Source organism: Amycolatopsis sp. cg5 (assembly GCF_041346955.1).
Classification (GTDB): Bacteria; Actinomycetota; Actinomycetes; order Mycobacteriales; family Pseudonocardiaceae; genus Amycolatopsis.
Genome location: NZ_CP166849.1, coordinates 4,818,227 through 4,838,840, shown reverse-complemented (window position 1 = coordinate 4,838,840; position 20,614 = coordinate 4,818,227). Strand labels below are relative to the sequence as shown.

The 20,614-nt window shown below is 69.6% G+C and carries 15 protein-coding genes; 7 read left to right on the top strand and 8 right to left on the bottom strand.

All coding sequences use genetic code 11. From position 1 onward, the window contains the following. Window positions 1–130: 130 nt before the first annotated feature. Both AB5J62_RS21720 and AB5J62_RS21715 read right to left on the bottom strand, forming a co-directional pair. The gene (locus AB5J62_RS21720; RefSeq protein WP_370941733.1) at window positions 131–4,423 is read right to left on the bottom strand and encodes a GH92 family glycosyl hydrolase; all 4,293 of its coding nucleotides are present in this window, start codon (window positions 4,421–4,423) and stop codon (window positions 131–133) included. A 220-nt stretch (window positions 4,424–4,643) separates the two neighbouring features. After that, window positions 4,644–5,606 (bottom strand): helix-turn-helix transcriptional regulator, encoded by a 963-nt coding sequence (locus AB5J62_RS21715; RefSeq protein WP_370950132.1) that lies wholly within the window; start codon window positions 5,604–5,606, stop codon window positions 4,644–4,646. A gap of 52 nt (window positions 5,607–5,658) precedes the next feature. Between AB5J62_RS21715 and AB5J62_RS21710 the strand changes: the two genes are divergently transcribed. The 3 genes from AB5J62_RS21710 to AB5J62_RS21700 all read left to right on the top strand — a co-directional run bounded on the left by AB5J62_RS21710 (window position 5,659) and on the right by AB5J62_RS21700 (window position 8,529). After that, entirely contained in the window at window positions 5,659–6,129 is a 471-nt protein-coding gene (locus AB5J62_RS21710) for a VOC family protein (RefSeq protein WP_370950131.1), read from the top strand. 13 nt (window positions 6,130–6,142) lie between these two features. Beyond that, a complete protein-coding gene (locus AB5J62_RS21705) occupies window positions 6,143–7,309 on the top strand; it encodes an FAD-dependent monooxygenase (protein WP_370950130.1) in 1,167 nt (388 codons plus the stop codon). 71 nt (window positions 7,310–7,380) lie between these two features. Continuing rightward, on the top strand, window positions 7,381–8,529 hold the full coding sequence (locus tag AB5J62_RS21700; RefSeq protein ID WP_370950129.1) for a hypothetical protein: 1,149 nt from the start codon (window positions 7,381–7,383) through the stop codon (window positions 8,527–8,529). 4 nt (window positions 8,530–8,533) lie between these two features. Here the strand turns inward: AB5J62_RS21700 and AB5J62_RS21695 are convergent, their stop codons facing one another. Together AB5J62_RS21695 and AB5J62_RS21690 are read right to left on the bottom strand one after the other, a co-directional pair. Continuing rightward, a complete protein-coding gene (locus tag AB5J62_RS21695) occupies window positions 8,534–9,673 on the bottom strand; it encodes an FAD-dependent oxidoreductase (RefSeq protein ID WP_370950128.1) in 1,140 nt (379 codons plus the stop codon). A 66-nt stretch (window positions 9,674–9,739) separates the two neighbouring features. Beyond that, window positions 9,740–10,231 (bottom strand): FBP domain-containing protein, encoded by a 492-nt coding sequence (locus AB5J62_RS21690; RefSeq protein ID WP_370950127.1) that lies wholly within the window; start codon window positions 10,229–10,231, stop codon window positions 9,740–9,742. Window positions 10,232–10,301: 70 nt separating this feature from the next. Here AB5J62_RS21690 and AB5J62_RS21685 point away from each other — a divergent pair, with 70 nt between their 5' ends. From AB5J62_RS21685 to AB5J62_RS21670, 4 genes are all read left to right on the top strand, one after another. After that, window positions 10,302–10,865, top strand: a complete 564-nt coding sequence (locus AB5J62_RS21685; RefSeq protein ID WP_370950126.1) for a TetR/AcrR family transcriptional regulator — start codon at window positions 10,302–10,304, stop codon at window positions 10,863–10,865. Window positions 10,866–11,061: 196 nt separating this feature from the next. Further along, window positions 11,062–11,337 (top strand): hypothetical protein, encoded by a 276-nt coding sequence (locus AB5J62_RS21680; RefSeq protein ID WP_370950125.1) that lies wholly within the window; start codon window positions 11,062–11,064, stop codon window positions 11,335–11,337. Further along, window positions 11,330–12,304: a hypothetical protein gene (locus AB5J62_RS21675; protein ID WP_370950124.1), complete on the top strand. Its 975-nt coding sequence runs from the start codon at window positions 11,330–11,332 to the stop codon at window positions 12,302–12,304. The genes AB5J62_RS21680 and AB5J62_RS21675 overlap by 8 nt, the downstream gene beginning before the upstream one ends. A gap of 4 nt (window positions 12,305–12,308) precedes the next feature. Then, window positions 12,309–13,466, top strand: coding sequence for a methyltransferase domain-containing protein (locus AB5J62_RS21670; protein WP_370950123.1), 1,158 nt, complete (start codon window positions 12,309–12,311; stop codon window positions 13,464–13,466). 40 nt (window positions 13,467–13,506) lie between these two features. Here AB5J62_RS21670 and AB5J62_RS21665 read toward each other — a convergent pair whose 3' ends face one another. The 4 genes from AB5J62_RS21665 to groL form a co-directional block, all read right to left on the bottom strand. Next, the gene (locus AB5J62_RS21665) at window positions 13,507–14,790 is read right to left on the bottom strand and encodes a M20/M25/M40 family metallo-hydrolase (protein ID WP_370950122.1); all 1,284 of its coding nucleotides are present in this window, start codon (window positions 14,788–14,790) and stop codon (window positions 13,507–13,509) included. Further along, complete coding sequence (locus AB5J62_RS21660; RefSeq protein ID WP_370950121.1) at window positions 14,783–15,610, bottom strand: M55 family metallopeptidase; 828 nt, start codon at window positions 15,608–15,610, stop codon at window positions 14,783–14,785. Before AB5J62_RS21660 ends, AB5J62_RS21665 begins: the two co-directional genes overlap by 8 nt. Window positions 15,611–15,620: 10 nt before the next feature. Further along, window positions 15,621–18,674 carry an NACHT domain-containing NTPase gene (locus tag AB5J62_RS21655; RefSeq protein WP_370950120.1) on the bottom strand — a complete coding sequence of 1,018 codons (3,054 nt, stop codon included), beginning with the start codon at window positions 18,672–18,674 and terminating at the stop codon, window positions 15,621–15,623. Window positions 18,675–18,925: 251 nt separating this feature from the next. Continuing rightward, the gene (gene groL, locus AB5J62_RS21650) at window positions 18,926–20,608 is read right to left on the bottom strand and encodes a chaperonin GroEL (protein ID WP_370950119.1); all 1,683 of its coding nucleotides are present in this window, start codon (window positions 20,606–20,608) and stop codon (window positions 18,926–18,928) included. Window positions 20,609–20,614 lie beyond the last annotated feature (6 nt).

The following is a 20,614-nucleotide window of genomic DNA, read 5'->3' as shown; positions in this document are numbered from 1 at the left end:
GCCCTATACCGCGCGGATCTTAGGAGCAAAAGAGTGGGTCACCCCAAGATCAAAAACAAGCCCAGAGGAAAGGGGTCGTGAGTGGTATGACCGGTTAGAACCGGCCGTACCACTCACGACCCCTGGGTGGCTAGAACTTGGCGCACTGCCCGGCGGACGGGCCGCGCACGGTGTTCGTCAGCGCGTAGTCCGACGGCGCCGGCGAGTTGGCCGCGCAGGCCAGCGGCCCGCCGACCGAGCTGGCCGTCAGCACCGGACCGTGGTTGCCGGTCAGCGCGACCGGGCCCGCGATGTCGGCCTGCTCGACCGAGACCGTGCCCTTGGTGCCGGTGATCGACAGCGGACCGCCGATCTTGGTGCCGGTGAGCACCACCTGCTGGGCGTTGGCCGCGGTCAGCGGGCCGCCGACGGAACCGCCGGTGGCGATGAGCGTCGCGCCCGGTGCGACGGTGACCGGTCCGGTGACCGTCGCGTTGTCCAGGCAGACCGTGCCGGTGACGGTCAGCGGGCCGTTGTGCGTGCCGGTGATCGTCTTCGAGCACACCGCGTCCGGCTTGCCGAGCAGTTCGAACTCGGCGAGCGACATGGTGCCGCCGGACGTGGCGGTGACCTCGAGGCGGTAGTACTTGAAGTGCGCCGGGTTGGTCACCTTGAACGCCCGCGTCTGCTGGCGCCACTGGAAGCTCTGGTCGGTGCGCTCGTCGGCGACCGCCCAGTTCGTCCCGTCGTAGGAGCCCTTGAGCGTCCAGCTCTTCGCGTCACCCGGGATTTTCGCCGAGGTCAGCGTGTACATCGTGGCGGCTTCCTTGGTGGACGCCAGCTGGTACTGGATCGGCGCCGTCACCTTCGACTCGGTCCGCGAGGTGTTGTCGAAGAGCGCGGTCACGGCGTTGACGTCGACGTCCGCACCGGTGGCCGTGCCCTTGCCGGGTCCGGTCAGGTCGTGCAGCGGGGACGGTGCCGCGTCGCCGGTGGTGATGGACGGCGGGGCGTCGTTCGGGCCGGTGCCCCACTTCGAGGGGGTGGGGCCCATGTCGAAGTCGAGCGTGCCGCCCTTGGCGATGAGGTCCTGCGGGATCGACGTCGACGAGTAGGGCTTGCCGTTGACGCGCAGGCCCTGCACGTAGATGTTCTTCGTGTTGTTCTTCGGCGCGTTGATCACCAGGTTCTTGCCACCGGCGAGGTGGACGGTCGCCTTGGTGAACAGCGGGGAGCCGACGGCGTAGTTCGGGCTGCCCATCTGGAGCGGGTAGAAGCCGAGCGCGCTGAAGGTCCACCAGGCCGACTGCTCGCCGTTGTCCTCGTCGCCGCCGTAGCCTTGGCCGATCTCGCTGCCGGTGTAGAGGCGGCCGAGTGCTTCGCGGACCTTGGCCTGGGTCTTGGCAGGCTGGCCCGCGTAGTCGTACATGTACATCGTGTGGTGTGACGCCTGGTTGGAGTGGCCGAGCTGGCCCATCCGGACGTCGCGGGCCTCGCGCATCTCGTGGATGACGCCGCCGTAGGAGCCGGGGAAGTTGGCGGTCTCCTGGTCGGCGAAGAAGGCGTCGAGTTTCTTGGCGAGGCCGTCCTTGCCGCCGTAGAGGTTGGCGAGGCCTTGTCCGTCCTGGGGAACGGAGAACGCCATGCCCCAGCCGTCGGTTTCGGTGTAGTCGATGCCCCAGACACGCGGGTCGTATTCGGCCTTGCTGCGGCTGAACTTGCCCGCGGCGTCGCGTCCCTGGAAGAAGCCGACGCTGGGGTCGAAGAGGTTCACGTACTGCTGGGCGCGGCTGGTGAAGTACTCGTAGTTGGCGAGGTACTCGGCCTTGCGCGGGTCGGTGGCTGGTGCTTCGTCGTAGAGCTTCTTCGACAGGTTGGCGATGCCGAAGTCGTTGACGTAGCCCTCGATGGACCAGGAGAAGCCGTGGTCGGCGGTGTTGGGCGCGTAGCCGAGGAACATGCCCTCGTCGACGCCCTTGCGGCCGACCGCGTTGTTGGGCGGGGTGACGGTGGCGTTGCGCAGTGCCGCGTCGTAGGAGGATTTGACGTCGAAGTTGCGGACGCCCTTGAGGTAGGCGTCGGCGAAGGCGACGTCGGAGCTGGTGCCGGTCATCAGGTCGGCGTAGCCGGGTGAGGACCAGCGGGAGATCCAGCCGCCGTCGCGGTATTGCTGGACGAAGCCGTCGATCATCTTGCCGGCCATGTCGGGGGTGAGGAGTGAGTAGGCGGGCCAGGTGGTGCGGTAGGTGTCCCAGAAGCCGTTGTTGACGTAGGTCTGGCCGTCGACGATCTTCGAGCCGGTCTGGGTGGGGGTGTCGGCGCCGGTCTTCGGGGAGACGAAACTGGCGTACTTGTAGGCCGGTGCGGCCGGGGTGCCGGTGTTCTCGTGCCCGGAGTTGGGGTAGAGGAACAGGCGGTAGAGGTTGGAGTAGAGGGTGGTGAGCTGGTCCTTGGAGGCGCCTTCGACCTCGATGACGCCGAGTTTCTCGTCCCAGGCCCGCTGTGCGGCGTCGCGGACGCTTTCGAGGGTGGCGTTGGGTGCGAGTTCCTGTGCGAGGTTCTTCTTGGCCTGGTCGACGCTGATCAGGGAGGTGGCGATGCGCATGTTGACGGTCTGGCCGGTGAAGCGCAGGTAGCCGCGGACGTTGTCGCGGCCTTCGCCGGGGAGTTTGCCGCCTGCGGTGACGGGCTTGTCGAAGGTGGCGTAGACGAACATGCGGCCGGCGCCCGCGGACAGTCCGCTCTTGGCGTCGGTGTAGCCGCTGAGTGTGCCGCCGGTGGTGTCGAGGGTGAGTCCGCCGTTGTTGTTGACGTTGTCGAAGATGAGGTTGGCGTCGTTGCCGGGGAAGGTGAAGCGGAAGAGCGCGGCGTGGTCGGTGGGTGCGAGTTCGGTTTTGATGCCGTTTTCGAACTGGACGCCGTAGTAGTGGGCGCGTGCGGTTTCGTTCTCGTGTTTGAAGGCCAGTGCGCGCTTTTCGCGGTTGGCGTCGGGGACGCCGGTGGCGAGTGAGGGCATGACCTGGAAGCTTTGGCGGTCACCCATCCAGGGGCTGGGTTCGTGGCTGGCGCTGAAGGATTGCAGTGTCGGCAGGTTCTGGGCGTTGTTGCCGGAGTGGTAGTTGTAGAGCCAGCTGTTGGATCCGGCGTCGGTGACGGGGGTCCAGAAGTTGAAGCCGTGCGGGACGGCGGTGGCCGGGAAGTTGTTGCCGCGGGAGAAGGTGCTGTTGGCGAGGGTGCCTCGGGTGGTCAGCACGTTGTCGGTGGGGCGCTTGCTGGCGGGCGGGGTGGGGGTCGCCGAGATCTTGATGTCGTCGAGCCAGCCTTGGAGCACGCCGGGGCCGTTGGGGTTGTCGTAGCCGACGAGGATGCGGTCGATGGTCTTGCCCGCGGCGAGTGCGAGGTTGGCGCGGACGAGGTTCCACTGGTTGGTGTAGAGGACCTTGCTCGCGCCTTGGCCTTGCGGGGACAGTGCGAAGCCGTACTGGTCGGTGGCGCCGAGTTGGCTGAGGTAGGTGCCGTCGGTGAAGGCGAGGTCGACGGCGACGTTGGTGCTGGGGTACTTCAGGTCGTCTTTGATGAACTGGGGCTGGATCTTGTACGACAGCTCGGTCGTGTTGGTGACGGGGATGTCGACGTCGAAGATCTTGTTGTAGGACCAGCCGTGTCCGGTGACGGTCTGGCTGCCGGAGTAGCGGTAGGCGCGGAGTCCGGTGAAGCCGACGCGGTTCTTGTTGGTGTAGCCGGAGGTGGGGCCGGAGTCGGGGAAGGTGCGCATGTTCGGCAGTGGCGGCGGCGCCGGCTCGTCGTTGGCGAGGAGCAGTTCGGCGACCTGCATGATCGGGCCGCCGTTGTTGCGGGTGACGTCGTAGCGGAAGTACTTGAAGGCCGCTGTGGGTGCGGCGAGCTTGTAGTCCTTCTGCTGGAAGCGGTCGCTGAAGGACTGGCCTGCCTGCTTGTCGATGTCGGTCCAGGTCAGGGCGTCGTTGGAGCCTTGGAGCGTCCAGTCCTTGGGGTCGCGTTCGGGGGCGTCGTTGGCCGAGGTGACCGCGTAGTGGGTGATGGAGGTGGCTTCGGAGAGGGTGATCTGTTCCCAGGCGGTGGGGGTCCAGGCGAGCCATTTGGTGTCGGCGGTGCCGTCGACGAGCATGGTCGAGTCTTCGCCGGAGGTGTTCTCGCTGCTGGCGCTGGTCTCGGTGACGCGGCCGCGGATGTCGCCGGGGATGGCGGTGCCGTTGGCGCCGTTGACGCCGAAGGCCTTCTGCTTGCCTTGTGCGTCGGTTTCGACGGTGTCGTTCCAGGTCGGCTGGGTTTCGCCGGTCTCGAAGGAGGAGTAGAAGTCGGCGGGGGCTTCGGCGCTCGCGGTCGTGGGGACGGCGGCCAGGCCTGCGGCTATGACAACGACGGACAGCGCGGTGCTGAGCGTTGTTCTGGCGCTTCGGGGCATCGTTGCTCCAAGCTCTGCTTGCGGGGCGACATCGGGGCGCGCGGGGGAGCGCTCAGAGAGGCAACCTCGTGTGTGACATCGATGTCAAGCCTGGGGGCGAATCCTGGCCCGAATCGGACAAGGGGCGCGTCCGTCCGGGTCATCGGGTTCGTTGATGGCCAGGCCCCGGGGATAAAGCGGGCTTTACTCCGCGGGATAAAGCCTGCTCTATCCCCGGGAGTTAAGCGGGCTTTATCGCGGCTTGGTAGCGGGCGGCGAGGGTGTGGCAGGCCTGTCTGAGCTCGTGGGGGCGGAGGTCGGTGAGGTCGGTGTCGAAGGTGCCGAGCAGGCCTGCGATGCCCGCCCATGACCAGGCGCCGAGTGTGAGGCGGGTGCGGCCGGGCGCGAGGTGTTCGACGACCGAGCCGCCGGGTGCGAAGCGGGCGACGATGTCGGCGGGCAGGTCGAGGGTGGCGGCGCCGAGGCAGGGCCAGGTGGGGGTGGTGTCGCCGCGGTCGGCGGTGGTCATGACGTAGTGCGCGACGTCTTCGGGGAGTTCGCGTCGGTGGAAGGTGAGGCCGGTGGGGCCGCGGGGGTGGATGCGGTCGAGGCGGTGGATCGTCCAGTCGCCGTCGTGGGCGACGAGGTACCAGCGGCCTGCCCAGTGGACGAGGTGGTGGGGTGCGACGCGTGCGGGTGGGCCTGGTTCGGGCCGGTTTCCGTCGGGGGTGAGGTGTTCGAGGTCGAGCAGGTGCCGGTCGCGGATGGCGGCGCCGACGGCGGCGAGGGTGGCGGGTGCGACGGTGGGTGCGGGGAAGTCCCAGTAGTTGCCGATGGTGGTGAGGTCGAGTGCTTCGGCCTGGGCGCGCAGGTGCGCGGGCATGATCTGCTTGATGGTGCTCAGCGCGCGGGCCGCGGCGGTGGTGGTGCCGGAGACGGTGGTCGGTGCGGTCTGCAGCGCGACGGCGACGGCGAGCGCCTGTTCGTCGTCGAAGAGCAGTGGTGGCAGTTTTCCGCCGGCGAGCCGGTAGGTGGCGTCGGGGCCTTTGGTGGCTTCGATGGGGTAGCCGAGGGTGCGCAGGGTGTCGATGTCGCGGCGGATGGTGCGGGTGCTGACGTGGAACCGGGTGGCGAGGTCGTCGGTGGTCCAGCGGGTGGTGAGCAGGGAGAGCAGCTCGAGTGCGCGTGCGGACGTGGTCGCCATGTGCTCAGTGTGGCGGACATCCGGTGTCCGCCTGTGCTGCGATGGTCGGTGCATGAGTTCATCTTTTGTGGATCGCTCGGGTTCGAGGATCGATCATCTGAACATCGCTGTGCCGGATCTCGGTGCGGCGGCGGGGTTTTACGAGCCGGTGCTGGCGTCGATCGGGATCGCGCGGATGCTGGACGTCCCGGCCGGGCTGACCGAGGGGCAGCGGGCGATGGTGGGGTTCGGGTGGCCGGACCGGAAGCCGTATTTCTGGTTGCTGGCGGGTGGTTCGGTCGGGACGGGGATGCATCTGGCGTTCACTGTGGACGATCGGGTTTCGGTCGAGGCGTTCTATCGGGCGGCTTTGGCGGCGGGTGCGCGGTCGGAGCACGCGCCCGCGGTGCATGCGGAGTATCACGAGGATTATTTCGGGGCTTTTGTCACGGATCCGCTGGGAATCAGCCTCGAGGCGGTGTGCCATTCGCCTTTCCCTGGTGGTGGGCGACTGTACGATCCGGGCGTTGCTGCTGGCGGGTGAGCTTGGGGGCGTTGTGAGCGGTGTCAGGGTTTTGGTGGCGGGTGCGAGTGTCGCGGGTCCGGCGTTGGCGCATTGGCTGCGCCGGCGTGGCGCCGAGGTGGCCGTGGTGGAGCGGGCTCCCGGGTTGCGGCCGGGCGGGCAGGCGGTGGACGCGCGCGGGGTGGCCAAGGAGGTCATCTTGCGGATGGGCCTGGACGCGGCGGTGCGGGCGGCCTGTACCGACACCGAGGGCGCGTACACCGTGGACGCCGACGGGAACGTGCTGGAGACCTACCGTGCGGATGATCATGGTGGTGATGGGTACATCGCGGACATCGAGATCCTGCGCGGGGATCTGTCACAGGTGCTCTACGACGACACCCGTGACGGTGTCGAGTATGTGTTCGGTGACCGGATCGAGGAGCTGACCCAGGATGGATCCGGGGTCGATGTGGTGTTCGCCGGTGGTGGCCGTCGCCGGTTCGAGCTGGTGATCGGGGCGGACGGGCTGCATTCGGCGTTGCGCGGGATGGTGTTCGGGCCGCGGGAGCGGTTCGTGCACCATCTCGGGCTGGTGCTGGCTTTTTATAGCATGCCCAACGAGTTCGGGCTGGATCGGTGGCTTTACGACCACCAGGAGGCTGAGCGGTCGGCGGGTCTGCGGCCCATCCAGGACGCGACGCGGGCGATGGCGATGTTCTCGTTCGCCGCGGCCGATTTCGACGTCGACTATCGCGACGTCGACGCGCAGAAGCGGTTGTTGCGTGAGCGGATGGACGGTGTGGGCTGGCTGGCTCCGCGGATGCTCGCCCACCTGGATGACGCGCCCGATTTCTATCTCGATCAGGTGGCGCAGGTGAAGATGGAGCGGTGGTCGAGCGGGCGGGTGGCGCTGCTGGGGGACGCGGCGTTCAGCTCGTCGCCGATGTCGGGGCAGGGCACGGGGCTGGCGTTGGTCGGCGCGTACCTGCTGGCCGGTGAGCTGGCGGCGGCCGGGTGGGACCCGGAGGTCGCGTTCGCCGCGTACGAGGGGCGGATGCGGTCGTTCGTCGACGCGAATCAGGAGATCGGCCGGTTGCACGCGCTGAGCAGGACGGATCCGGCGGCGGTGGTCGAGCCGGGCGCCGAGTGGACCGCTGAGCTGATCGAGCGGGCGATCAACGGTGTCGAGTTGCCCGCGTACGCCGGATTGCCGGACTAGGGCAACCTCGGCTGTGGGTCGTGCGTGGTGGTGTCGAGGGGGGCTTGATCGACACTGAGGGGTCACACGCGATGACAGGTGGGAAACGGGGAACTCTGGTGCTGCTGGCGGCGGTCGCCGGGCTGCTGGCGGCGCCGGTGGTCGCGGTCGCGGAGCCGGGTGGGCCGGTGCTGCTGGACAACCTGCCCGGTGGCAGTTACGCCGTGGCGGTCGCGATCAACAATCAGGGCATGGTGCTCGGGTCCGGCGACAACGCGGCGCGGGACTTGCACGGAATCCGCTGGGACGGTCAGGGGCGGCCCGGTGAGCTGTCGCCGCTGCCGGGTTACCCGGTCAGCCAGCCGATCGCGATGAACGAGCAAGGCGTCGCGATCGGCAACTCGTACGAGAAGCAGTTCTACAGGAAGGCCACCCGCTGGGGTCTGGACGGGACGCCGGTCGAGTTGCCTGGTCTGCCGGGGTACGCCAACAGCGAGGTCTTCGCGATCAACGACTCGGGTGTGGTCGTGGGGCGGGCGTACAACTACAGCGGCGGATACGTGGCCGTGCGGTGGGACGCCTTGGGGCGGGTGAGCGCGCTCAACGGCCCGCGGGGAACGGAACGGACCATGGCCGGTGGCATCGGGAACGACGGCACTGTGTTCGGCTGGACCGACGACACGCCGCTGCGGTGGAGTGCCGATGGCGCGGTGACGGTGCTGGAACGGCTGCCGGACGCGTTCCGGGGAGCCGGTGCGCGGGCGGTGAACGGGTCCGGGGTCGTGGCCGGTTCGTCGTCCACCGCCGCGAACACCTCGAGCGCGGTGCGGTGGGACAGCGCGGGCAAGGCGACCGACATCGGTGCCGGTGTGGGGAAGTTCAGTGGTGTGGAGGGCATCAACGACGCTGGGGTGATGGCGGGTGAAGCCGGTGCGGGCGACGGCAAGACCCATGTCGTGCGGTGGAGCGCGGACGGTCAGGTGACGCGTCTGCCCACGCTCGGCGGGACGAGCCGGTTCACCGATCTCAACGCCGAGGGCATGGTGCTCGGCCAGTCCGATTCGGCGCAGCTGCCCAGCAGGCAGGTCTACTGGACCGAGGCCGGGCAGCTCGTCGAGGTGCCGAGGCCGTTCGCCGACGAGTTCTTCAGCACCAACGATCTGAACGATCGCGGTGACATCGTCGGCAGTTCGCTGGTGCCCGACCAGTACCTGCGGGTCGTGGTGTGGCACACGCGATGAGTGGTCAGCCGGCCGCGTAGGCGGTCATGAGTTCTATCAAGCCGTGAGGCGCGTTCGCGTCGAAGCACAGCTTGAGATTGTTCGCGGACTCCGTCGCCGCGGCCTCGCTGCGCGGGAACATCGCTGTTTCGTAAGCGCCGAGGGCCTTCTCAAGGTTTTCGGGGGAGGTGAGGATCGCGGCGGCGAGTTCGGCGCCGTCGAACATGGCGAGGTTGGCGCCTTCGCCCGCGAAGGGTGACATCAGGTGCGCGGCGTCGCCGAGGAGGGTGACGCCGGGGGTGCGCGGCCAGTGGTGGCCGATCGGGAGCGCGTGGATGGCGCGGGGGACGAGTGGTCCGTCGGCGTCGGTGACGAACGCGCGCAGGCTCGCGTCCCAGTCGTCGAAATGGCTCAGCAGAGCCGTTTTGGCGGCTGGGGTGTCGGTGAAGTCGACGGTGGTGAGCCAGCAGGCGTCGGTTTCGAGCGCGCAGTAGACGTGCAGGCGGGCGCCGGGTTCGCGGTGGGCGAGGAAGCCTTTGCGGTCGCCGAGCGCGAAAAGCGAGCCGCCGCCGATGATCGCCGCGCTGCCGGGGTGACGCGTGTCGGCGTCGTCGAGGTTGAGCTCTACAAAGGACAGTCCTGAGTAGACCGGGGTGGCCGGTGACACGAGCGGGCGGATCTTGGACCAGGCGCCGTCGGCGCCGATGAGCAGGTCGGTGGTGAAGGTGTCGCCGTCGGCGAGTGTGACTTCGTGGCGGCCGTCGCCGAGCGGGGTCGCTCCGGTGATCTTGCTGCTCCAGCGGATGGTTTCGGCGGGGAGCGAGTCGAGGAGGATGCGGCGCAGGGTTTCGCGCTGGATCTCGGGGCGGCCGCCGGTGCCGTCGTCGTCTTCGGCGAGGTGGACGGTGGCGTGGCGGTCGATGATGCGGGTTTCCTGGCCGCCTGGGTGGACGGCGGCCAGGAACCGCTCGTGCAGCCCGGCCGCGCGCAGTGCGGCTTGGCCGGTGTCCTCGTGCAGGTCGAGCATGCCGCCCTGGGACCGGGCGGCAGGGGAGGACTCGAGGTCGAACACGGCGGTCTCGATGCCGCCCAGGTGCAGGATCCGGGCGAGGGTGAGGCCGCCGAGTCCGGCGCCGATGATCGCGATCGGGTGATGGGTGGTCATGGTGGCTCCTTGGTGGTCAGCGTGCCACCCACCATACACGAACATGTTCGTCACGAACATGTTCGTTCACGCGGCCACCTTGTCGAGGAACCCCGCGAGGTTGCCCGCGGTCCGCTCGATCAGCTCGTCGACACTGAGCGACTCGTGCAGCCGCCCGCCGTTCCCCGCGTCCTTCTTGCCGCGCAGATACAGCGAACACGCCAGGTCGGCGCAGATGTACGAGCCGACCGAGTTGCCCTGGCGCCCCTCCGATCCCGCCTTGCGCGCGGTCATCAGCGAGACGCCGTCGCCGGAATGTGTGGTCAGGCACAGCGAGCACATGCTGCGGCGCGCGAGCCCCGCCTGCGCGGCCCGGCGCAACGCGACGCCGACGAGCCCATCGCCGGTTTCGGCGACGATGTACGACCGCTCCGGCGACGCGGGATCACGCCAGCCGAGGAAGTCGAGGTCGTCCCACGGGCGGTCGGCGAGGTCCTTGGGCACGGCGAGGCGCTTGGCCTCCCCCTTGGTGCAGTTGATGAACGAGGTGCGGATCTCTTGCTCGGTTATGGGTCTCACACGATCGAAGCTAGCTTTCCTAGAGGTCTTAGGCAAATAATTAAAGTCTCTAGGAAACGAGGGGTGAGCCATGGCACGCGCGGGCCTGACCGCCGACCGCCTGACCGAGGCGGCGGCCGAACTCGCCGACGAGGTCGGCTTCGACAACGTCACCGTCTCCGCGCTCGCCCGCCGCTTCGGCGTCAAGGACGCGAGCCTCTACTCCCACGTCCGCAACGCCCACGACCTGCGCGTCCGCACCTCAGCGCTCGCACTGCGCGAACTCGCCGACCGCGCCACCGCCGCACTCGCGGGCCGCTCCGGCAAGGACGCGCTAGTCGCCTTCGCCGACGCCTACCGCGCCTACGCGACCTCGCACCCCGGCCGCTATGCCGCCGCGCAGCTCCCGCTCGACCCGGACAGCGCCGCCGCCGAACCCGCGCGCAGGCACGCCGAACTGACCCGGGCGCTGTTGCGCGGCTACGCACTGCCCGAGCCCGCCGAAACCGACGCGGTCCGGTTGCTGCACAGCACGCTCCACGGCTACGTGAGCCTGGAACGGGGCGGGGGCTTCGGGCACCAGTCTCGGAGCGCGGACGCCTCGTGGGCCGCCGCGCTGGACGCACTCGACGCCGTGCTCCGGCACTGGCCTTGAGGGTGGTCCCAGCGCCCGGCCGGCTCGGCTGCGGCAAGCGTGGTTTGTCCGGCACACGTCCTCCGACCAGCGAGCCGTAGCCGCGCCGACGGGACCAGCAGAGTCCCTCGGATGGATCTTGCCCCGACCAAGCGGGCCTGAGCAGGGTTGACAGAGGACCGACGCGCCACCGCACATCTCAACCAGGGAGGCCGAGATGAGCATGCCCCAGTTCGACACCGCAGCCGCGGGCGCCGGTGACCCGCTGATGCCGACGGCCCAGCGGTTCCCGGTCAACGTCGGCACTCGCCCGCTCAGCAACGAGGACCCCAGCACCGTCCGGCCGTTCATCCTGCGCGGTGTGCGGGCACGCCGGATCACGGTGGTGCCGGAGGCCAAGCATCGCACCACGGCGCACGACACGTTCCACGCGCGCAACTGCAACGAGGACGGCAAGCTGGTCGACGACTCCTACACCACCCCGGATGACTGACCGGCGCGATCCGCTGGTCCTGCTGCTGGGCATCCGGGAGGACTACGCGGCCGCCGCGATCGGGCGGGAACTCGATGCCCGCGGCGTTCGATGGCACACGGTCAACGTTGGCGACTTCCCGCTCACCCTCTCGCTCGGCGTCCAGCTCACCTCGGACGCCGAAGGCTGGCGCGGCTGCCTGCGCACCGCCGAGCACGACCTCCCGTTGCACGAGGTCACCGCGGTCTACTACGGCAAGCCGACCGAACCCGTGATGCCGGCCGGGATGTCCGGGCCGGAACTGCGGTTCAGTCGGGCACAGGCCCGGGTCGGGCTCGGCGGAGTGCTGGCGAGCCTGCCGGTTACCTGGTTTTCGCGTCCCTCGGCGCTGGCCGACGCGGCGTACAAGCCGCGGCAGCTGGCCGTGCTGAAGCAGGCCGGGCTGGCTGTCCCGCCGACGCTGATCACCAACGACGCCGACGCGGTCCGCGCCTTCGAGAAGGCATTCGGGGAGCTGATCGTGAAGCCGCTCGCCGAGCCTGTCGTGTACGAGTCCGGCGGCGAAGCCCTCGTCTACACTCGCCGTCTCGGCCGCGACGGACTCGACTCGCTCGACGGCATCGAGATCACGGCGCACCTCGTTCAGCAGTGGCAGCCGAAGCTGTTCGAGGCCCGCGTGACCGCGGTCGGCGACCGCCTGTTCCCGGTGGCGATCCACGCCGGCAGCGAGAAGGCGCAGGTAGATTGGCGCTCGGACTACGATGCCCTGACGTATGAGGTGATCGACGTCCCCAGTCACGTCCGGGCGGGGATCGCCCGCTACCTGGACGCGGCGGGACTGGCGTTCAGCGCGTTCGACTTCGTCGTCGGACCGGACGGGGCCTGGACCTGTCTCGAGGCGAACGCGGTTGCGGCGTGGGGCTGGCTGGCCGAAGAATGCGACCTGCCGATCGCCGCGGCGATCGCCGACGCACTGACCGAGGAGTAAACCCGTGGACGTCCTGGACACCGCCACCTGGGAAACCCGGGCCGCCGCCCTCACGGCTGAGCTCGTTGCTGCCGGTGTCCTGTCTGACCCGGCCTGGCGCGACGCCTTCGCGGCGACACCCCGGCACCTGTTCGTCTCACGCATCATCGACGGTCCCGCCTCGCTCAGCGCGGGTGATACGGGCTGGCTGGACGCGGTCTACGCCGACGAATCCCTGGCCACCCAGACTCGCCCCACCGGTGACGGCGCGACCGGCCGGGAGATCGCCAGCTCGTCCTCGAGCAAGCCCACGGTCATGGCGGTGATGCTGGAACGGCTGGCCCCGGAGCCGGGGCACCTGGTGCTGGAGATCGGCACCGGCACCGGCTACAACGCGGCCCTGTTGTCGCATCGCCTCGGCGCGAGCAACGTCTACTCCCTCGACCTCGACGCCGACCTGGTCGACACCGCCCACGAGCATCTGGCCGCTGCCGGGTACAGCCCGCACCTGACCGCGGGCGACGGCTCCCAGGGTTGGCCGGGCGAGATGAGGTTCGACCGGATCATCGCGACCTGCGCGGTCACCGCGATCCCGCCGGCCTGGGTCGACCAGCTCGCCGACGGAGGCCGGATCGTCGCCCCGCTCGACGCAGGCACTGCCGGGCCGCTGCTCGTGCTCGACAAGACCGCCGACGATGAGGTCAGCGGACGCATCGACCCGTTCCCAGTGCTGTTCATGCCGATGCGCGCCGACGTCAGCAGCCCGTTCGCTCCCGGCCAGGAGCCATCGGCGGCCGCGACCGGCATCCCGCACTACGGGACTACGACCGTCGCCCCGGCCGCGCTACTGGACCGGCCCGAACTGGCGCTCTTCCTGTGGCTGCACGCTCCGGGCCTGCGGCTCGCCGGTAGCGCCGAGCACGGCGTCGTCGTCGCCGAGCGCGGTTCCGCGCGCGCCGAGGCCGACCTGACACCCCTGACCGAGGGGTCTTGGGCCGTCCGGCAGTCCGGGCCCTACCGGCTGTGGGACACCATCGAGCACGCCGTCGCCGCGTTCGACGTCCTCGGCAAGCCCGGCGCCGCCCGGTTCGGCATCACCGCGCTCAATGTCCCTGGCAAGCAGTTCGTCTGGCTCGACGATCCAGACAGCGACCACAGCTGGCCGCTGGGCAGCGGCTTCTGAGCCGCTCGATCGACTGCTGATCGACGCCACATTCGGGGTTTCAGCAGGTGGTGAGGAAGCGCTCGAGTACGCGGGCGCCGAAGCGCAGGCCTTCGACCGGGACCCGCTCGTCCACGCCGTGCGCCATGGCCCGGTAGGGGAAGCCCGGCGGGAGGTAGAGCGGGGCGAAGCCGTAGCAGCCGATGCCGAGCGGGCTGAAGGCCTTGGCGTCCGTGCCGCCGCCCATGCAGTAGGGGACCACGACCGCCTCGGGGTCCTCGGCGCGGAGTGCGTCGGCCATCGAGTCGAACCAGTGTGAGTCGATGCGGGCCTCGACCGCGGGCTGGTGGGCGACGAACTCGCGTTCGACGTCGCCGAGCAGGACGTCGAGCTCGGCGAAGAGGGCTTCCTCGGTGCCGGGCAGGACTCGGACGTCGAGCTGGGCGGTCGCGACCGAGGGGATGACGTTGACCTTGTAGCCGGCGTCGAGCATGGTCGGGGTGGTGCTGTTGCGGACCGTCGGCACCACGAGCGCGCCCGCGGGGCCGAGACGGGCGACCGTTCCGTCCACATCGGACAGGTCGACCGGGATGCCGAGTGCTGTGCCGGTGCGCTCGAGGAACGCGCGCACGGTGGGGGTGAGGTTGACCGGCCAGCGGTGCGCGGCGACGCGGTGCAGCGCGCCGACGAGTTTGGTGACCGCGTTGTCGTCGTTGGGGCGTGAGCCGTGGCCGGCGCGGCCGCGGGCGGTCAGGCGCAGGTGCGCGGTGCCGCGTTCGGCGGTGCCGACCGGGTAGAGCCGCACGTCGCGGCCGGAGGCGTCGGGGACGTGGTAGGTGTAGCCGCCGGATTCGCTGATCGACGCCGCGCAGCCGTCGAAGAGGTCGCGGTGCTCGGCGGCGAGCCAGTGCGCGCCGTATTCGCCTTTGTCCTCCTCGTCGGCGACGAAGGCGAGGACGATGTCGCGGCGTGGGCGCAGGGTGCCTGCGAAGGACAGCACCATGGCGATGAAGTCCTTCATGTCGACCGCGCCGCGGCCCCACAGGTAGTCGCCAGAGACCTCACCGGAGAACGGCGGGACCGTCCAGTCGGCGGCGTCGGCGGGCACCACGTCGAGGTGGCCCTGCACCAGCATTCCCGGCAGTGACGGGTCGGTGCCGGGAATGCGGGCGAGCACGTTCGCGCGCCGTGGCGCGGATTCGATGATCTTGGGTTCGATGCCGCCGTCGGACAGGCGCGCCGCGACGTACTCGGCGGCCTCGCGTTCGCCCTCGGCGTCGCCGCCGCCGCGGTTGGTGGTGTCGAAGCGGATCAGGTCCGCGCACAGTTCGACGACGTCAGCCATAGATTCCCTGCACAGCCCCCGCCGCGATGGCGGTCACGATCTTGAAGGCCTTCATGGCCTCGGTCATGTTCGGCGCGTCGAAGCCGACCCGGCGCACCCCGATCTGTTCCACCGTCGGGATGACCGCGGCCGCCGCGGCGAGGTGGCTCGCGTCGAACTCGACCTCGATGCGGTGCGTGCCCGGCGCCGGTTCGGCGCGCCCGGCGCGTCGCATGCTCTCCTCGGCGGCGGCGGTGAGCAGCGAGGCGGTGACCGAAGGCGGTGAGCAGATCGCGGCGTAGCGGCTCACGCATTCCTTGACCTGCACCATCGACGCGCCGGGCGCGTAGTCGAGCGCGTCCTCGATGGTCTTGTCGTCGCCGCTGACCATCAGCACCGGCACCCCGTATTCGGCGGCCATACCCGCGTTGAGCCTGCCCTCGCTGGCGAGCACCCCGTCGAGCCACACGCCGGTGATCTGGTTCTCCAGGTAAGTGTGCGACAGGACCCCGTCGACGCCGGCCGCCGCGTGATAGCCGAGGAACACCACACCGTCCACGCCGGACTCGATGCCCTGCATCATCGACAGCGGCTTGTGCCGCCCGGTGAGCATCCGCGCGCGCGGATCGAGGTCCTCCAGCAGCAGGTTGCGCTGCGACGAGTGCGCCTCGTTGACCAGCACGTCCGTCGCGCCGCCCGCGTGCAGCCCGGCGATGGTGGCGTTGACGTCGCCGGTGAACATGCGCCGGAACCGTTGCCACTGCTCGGTTCCCGGGATGACATCGTCGGTCCACGTGACGCCGGTGGCGCCTTCCATGTCGGCCGAGAGCAAGATCCGCATGCCGGGGACTCTAGCCCAGCCGGGAGTCCTCCGTGGCCTGACGCAGCACGAGTTCGGCCTCAGGCAAAGCGTCACGCGCGGCCTGCGCGTCGGCGGCCGGGACACCGGACAGCTCGATCCGCAGCGCGCCGAGCGGGCGCAGCCGCACCAGGTCGGCGACCGGGACCGCGTCGCCGAGCACGAGCCGCTTCAGAAACGGCAGCCCGGCGAGTTCGCGGACCTCCTCGATGTCGGGGATACCGCGGGCGGACACGGTCTCCAGGCGCTGCCAGCGCCCGATGCCGAGCAGTGACCGCCGGTCGGGGCGCATGCCGAGCTCGAACGTGGTGAGCGGCAGATCCGGCGGCACGGCGTGCAACCCGGAGTCCAGCGCGGGATGCTGGATCGAGAGCCTGCGCAGCGGCGCGCCGGCGAGCGTGTCGAGCCGGGGCGCCCTGCCGCCGCGGAAACCGGGGTTGACGTGCAGTTCGAGGTCTTCGACCGGCAGCGACGCCAGCGCGGAGAGGTCTTCGACGACACTGTGGAACCCGGTGATCCGCAACGACCGCAGCGCACGGCATCCGGCCAGCCCGCCCAGCTCGCCCGCGACCTCGTTCGACTTGATCTCCAGATGCCGCAGCGCCGGGATGTCGGCGAGCGGGTACCGGCCGGTCGCCTGGTCGGCGAGTGAGATGTTGCCGACCAGCTGCACCGCGGTCAGCTTGCGCAGATGCCGCAGCCGCAGCAGCACATCCCAGCGGTGCACCTCCAGCAGCAGCTCCCCGAAGTCCACATTGGACAGAAGCTTGGCCGCGTACTCGTCGGCGTACTCGTTCTGCCGCCACGCGCGCAGCAGCTCGTCGATCACCGTCGCCCGGTGCGTGCCGCTGAACTGCGAGATCTTCTCCCACGCCTCCTCGACCCCGACCATCGCCAGTGTCCTGATCACCCGCGCCGCGACCGCGCCGGGCACATGCCCGTACTCCTCGGCGTACTTGCCCACCTCGATCGGGCCCGGCAGCAGGTCGACCACGAACGGCCCGGCCTTGGCCAGCAGCTCCGCCTCGGCGAACCCGATCGGCGGGATCAGCCCGCGCACCGCGGTCATCACCTCGGTGCGGATCTGCTCGGGGTCGATCACGTCGACGTAGCCCAGTGACGCCGCCGCCAGCAGGATCAGCCGGTCGGCCATCTGCCCGTCCTTGCGGCTCACCCGCGTGCCCGCGCGTTCGAGCAGCCCCGACAGCAGCTCACCGGCCTCGCGGGCACGGGCCTGCGCGGCCGCCATGAACACGACCTCGTTGAGCGAGTCGTCATGGGCGTGATCGATCAGATAGCCCAGCTCACCCGCCTTCACGAACTCACCGGCCGCCAGGAAGTCCCGGAACGTGCGGTGCACGAACTGGATCCGCCCGTCGACCTCACGCAGCAGACCGGTCCGCTCCAGCATGTGCCGCAACACCAGCGCCGGATCGACACCCTGCGACCGCAGCCCCGACATCGCGCGCGCGAACCGCTTCTCGGCGTCACCATGGCCGACCAGCAGCTCGGAGTTGCGGACCATCGGCGCGGCGAACCGCTCCAGCAGGATGATCTTCTCCTTCGCCGACATCGCCAGCTCGTCCTCGACCTGCACGCCGCGGCGCACGTCCCACTCGCCCAGCAGCAGATCGAGCGCCTTGTCCAGCAGATCCTTGCGGCTCTGCGGCAGGTACATGTTCTCCTTGCGGTACAAGGCACACAGCAGCGACGCGAGCAGCGGGCTCGACACCAGCGACCGCACGTCCGGGCGCCCCGCCAGCGCCTGTGCGAGCCTCGACTCACAGTCGGCGAGCCATTCCCGCTGCTCGGCCGCCGGTTCGAGGTCACGGGCCGCGCGGAACCAGCGTCCGACGAGATCCTTGAGGCCGTTGCCCGTCAGCGGCAGCAGCTCGAACCGCGTCAGCGACGAGGTCAGCCAGCCGTCGTCGACCGCGGACGGCCGCGTGCTCACCACATAACGCGCGTCCGGGTAGCCGCGCAGCAGCCCGGTCAGCCACGCGCGGACCTCCTCGCGGCGCGCGAGCAGCAGCTCGTCGACCCCGTCGACCACGACCATCGCGCGGCCCTGCCGCAGCAGCGCGCTGACCCAGCCGTCGGGCTTCTCCCCGGCCAGCGCCGGCGCGGTCACCCTGACCAGCTCCTCGGGCTCGGGCAGCGCGCGGTCGGTGAACTGCCGCAGCGACAGGAAGAACGGGACCGTCTCCTGCCACAGATCGTCGTCGGACGCGGCCGCGTGCACGAGCCAGCGCAGGAACGTCGTCTTCCCCGCGCCCGCCCCGCCGAGCAGGAGCACCCGGCGCGCCGCGGCGATCGCGTGCGCGCCGTTGGTGCCCGCGCCGGTCAGCTCGGTCCCGGACTCGTCACGCTGCCTGCGCGCGATCGACGGCGCCGAATAGAAGTCGGCGTAGGCGTGCCGCGCGGGCGCCCGGCCCACGCTGACTTGGAACAGCTCGAACGTCGCGTGGTCATCGGCGACATAGCGCAGATAGTTGCGCTCGAACTCGTCCTGCCGACGCCGTCGCGTCGTGCGGGGTTCGGCGGCGAGCGAGTTGAGCTTGTCGCCGAGCCCGGCGACCTCCGAGGCCATCCGCGCCGTCGCGGCCCGGCGGATCTCGTCGACGGTCTGCGCGCGTTTGGCTATGCGACGGCAGGTCTGCTCGAGGAGCCGCTCGTAGGCTTCGTGGCCGTCCGCGCCGAGCCCGGCACGGGACAGCTGCGCGCGACCCGCCTGCCGGAGCCGGGGAAGCAGCCGGTCGGGGTCGATGAGCACGCCCGGTTCCAGCCCGCGCACGCCGTCGAGCGCGCCGGCGACCACGAGCTGCGCGGCCGCCCAGTCACCCTCGTCGAGCCTGGCGAACTCGACGCGCCTGACCGTCTTCAGCTCGGCCTCGGCGTCGGCGAGCAGCCGTTCGATGTTGCCCAGCTCGTGTTTGCGGGTGCGCTGGGTCAGCGTGTCCGCGCCCTTCTCCACCGCCCACTGATGCAGCGCCGAGAACGTCGCGCCCAACGCGGCCACCAGCGCTGCCGAGACCGGATCGGCCACCGGAAATCCCCCTCAGGACAGACGGTTTCCCCCTGCCCCGACTGTAGCGAACCACGCCGGTCCGCGGACGCCACGAAGCCCGAGCAGGTGCCCTGACACCCGCTCGGGCTTCTTCTGGCGGCGGAACCACAAGACCTGACATCCGGTCAGGCCGGAGAGTCACCTTTCGCGGCCATCCGGTGACTCCGGATAGCGACAACCTACCTCGCGTAAACCGGACGAACAGGAAGTAACACCGGCAACTTCACCCGTTAGCCCACCGAAGGCCCGAGACCCAGCGACTGCGGCGTCGACGAGTCCGGTGACGGCTGGTGCAAGCCCTCGTCCAGCGGGCCGAACTCGGTCATCAGCGCCGCGCTGCCACCCCAGGCCGTCTGCTCCTCGGCGACCAAAGTGTTGGTGGTGAGCAGCAGCCCGGCCACCGACGCGCCGTTCTGCAACGCCGACCGCGCCACCCGCAGCGGGTCCACGATGCCCATCTCGATCATGTTGCCGTAGCGGCCTTCCAGCGCGTCGAAACCTTCGTCGGCGCCCAGCTCGGCGACCCTGGCGACCACGTCGGCCGCGGGGAACCCCGCGTTCGACGCGATCAGGTACGCGGGCAACGGCAGGACCCGGCGCACGATCTCCACGCCGGCCGCGTAGTCGTCCTTCACCGAAAGGTCGTCCAGCGCGGGCGCCGCGTGCAGCAACGCCGCACCGCCACCGGCCACGATGCCCTCGGCCATCGCCGCTCGCGTGGCCGAGAGCGCGTCCTCGACGCGGTGCTGCAGCTCCTTGAGCTCGGCGTCGGTCGGGGCGCCGACCTTGATCACCGCGACCTTGCCCGACAACGCGCCGATGCGTTCGGTCAGCACGTCCTCGTCGACGCCGAACGTCGCACGCTCCAGCTCCGACCGCAGCTGCGTCAGCCGGAACTCCACGTCACCCGAGGCGCCGATGATCGTGGTGTTGTCCGCGGTCACCCGCACCTGCGCCGCGCGGCCGAGCTGCTCGATCGTCATCGTCTCCAGCGTGAACCCCGAGTGCCGCGAGTACACCGCGCCGCCGGTGATCGCGGCGATGTCCTCCAGCTTGTGCAGCCGCCGGTCACCGAACCCCGGCGCCTTCACCGCCACGCACTGGAAGATGCCGTTGACGTGGTTGTGCACCAGCATGCTCAGCGCCGTGCCCTCGAGGTTCTCCGCGACGATCACCAGCGGCTTCGGCGCGCGCATGACCTTGTCCAGCAGCGGCATCAGCTGCTGCACCTTGGTGATCTTCTCGCTGCACAACAGCAGATACGGATCGTCGACGATCGCCTCCAGCGACGCCGGGTCGGTCACCATGTACGGCGAGAGGTAGCCGTTGTCGAACTCGAAACCCTCCACGAAGTCGACCGCCATGCCATGGCGCGGCGACTCCTCGACGGTCACGATGCCGCCGTCGCCGACGGTGTGCAGCGCCTTCGCGATCACCGCGCCGACCGTGTCGTCGTCATTGGCCGAGATCGCCGCCACCCGCGCGTAGTCCTCTTCGGACACCACCGGGTGCACCACCGACCGCAGCTGCTCGACCAGACGGCCCACCGCCAGGTCGATACCCCGTTTGATCAGCACCGGGTTGCCGCCCTCGGTGATCGCGCGCATGCCCTCACGCACGATGCCCTGCGCGATGACCGTGGCCGTGGTGGTGCCGTCGCCGACGATGTCGTTGGTCTTGATCGCGGCTTCCTTGACCAGCTGCGCGCCCATGTTCTCGAACTGGTTCTTCAGATGGATCTCCCGCGCGATCGTCACCCCGTCGTTGGTGACCACCGGCGACCCGGTGATCTTCTCGAGGATGACGTTGCGCCCCTTCGGGCCGAGCGTGGACTTCACGGCCTCGGCGAGCTGGTCGACCCCGGACAGCAGCAGGTCGCGAGCGGCCGGGCCGAAACGCAGTTCCTTGGACATCACTGG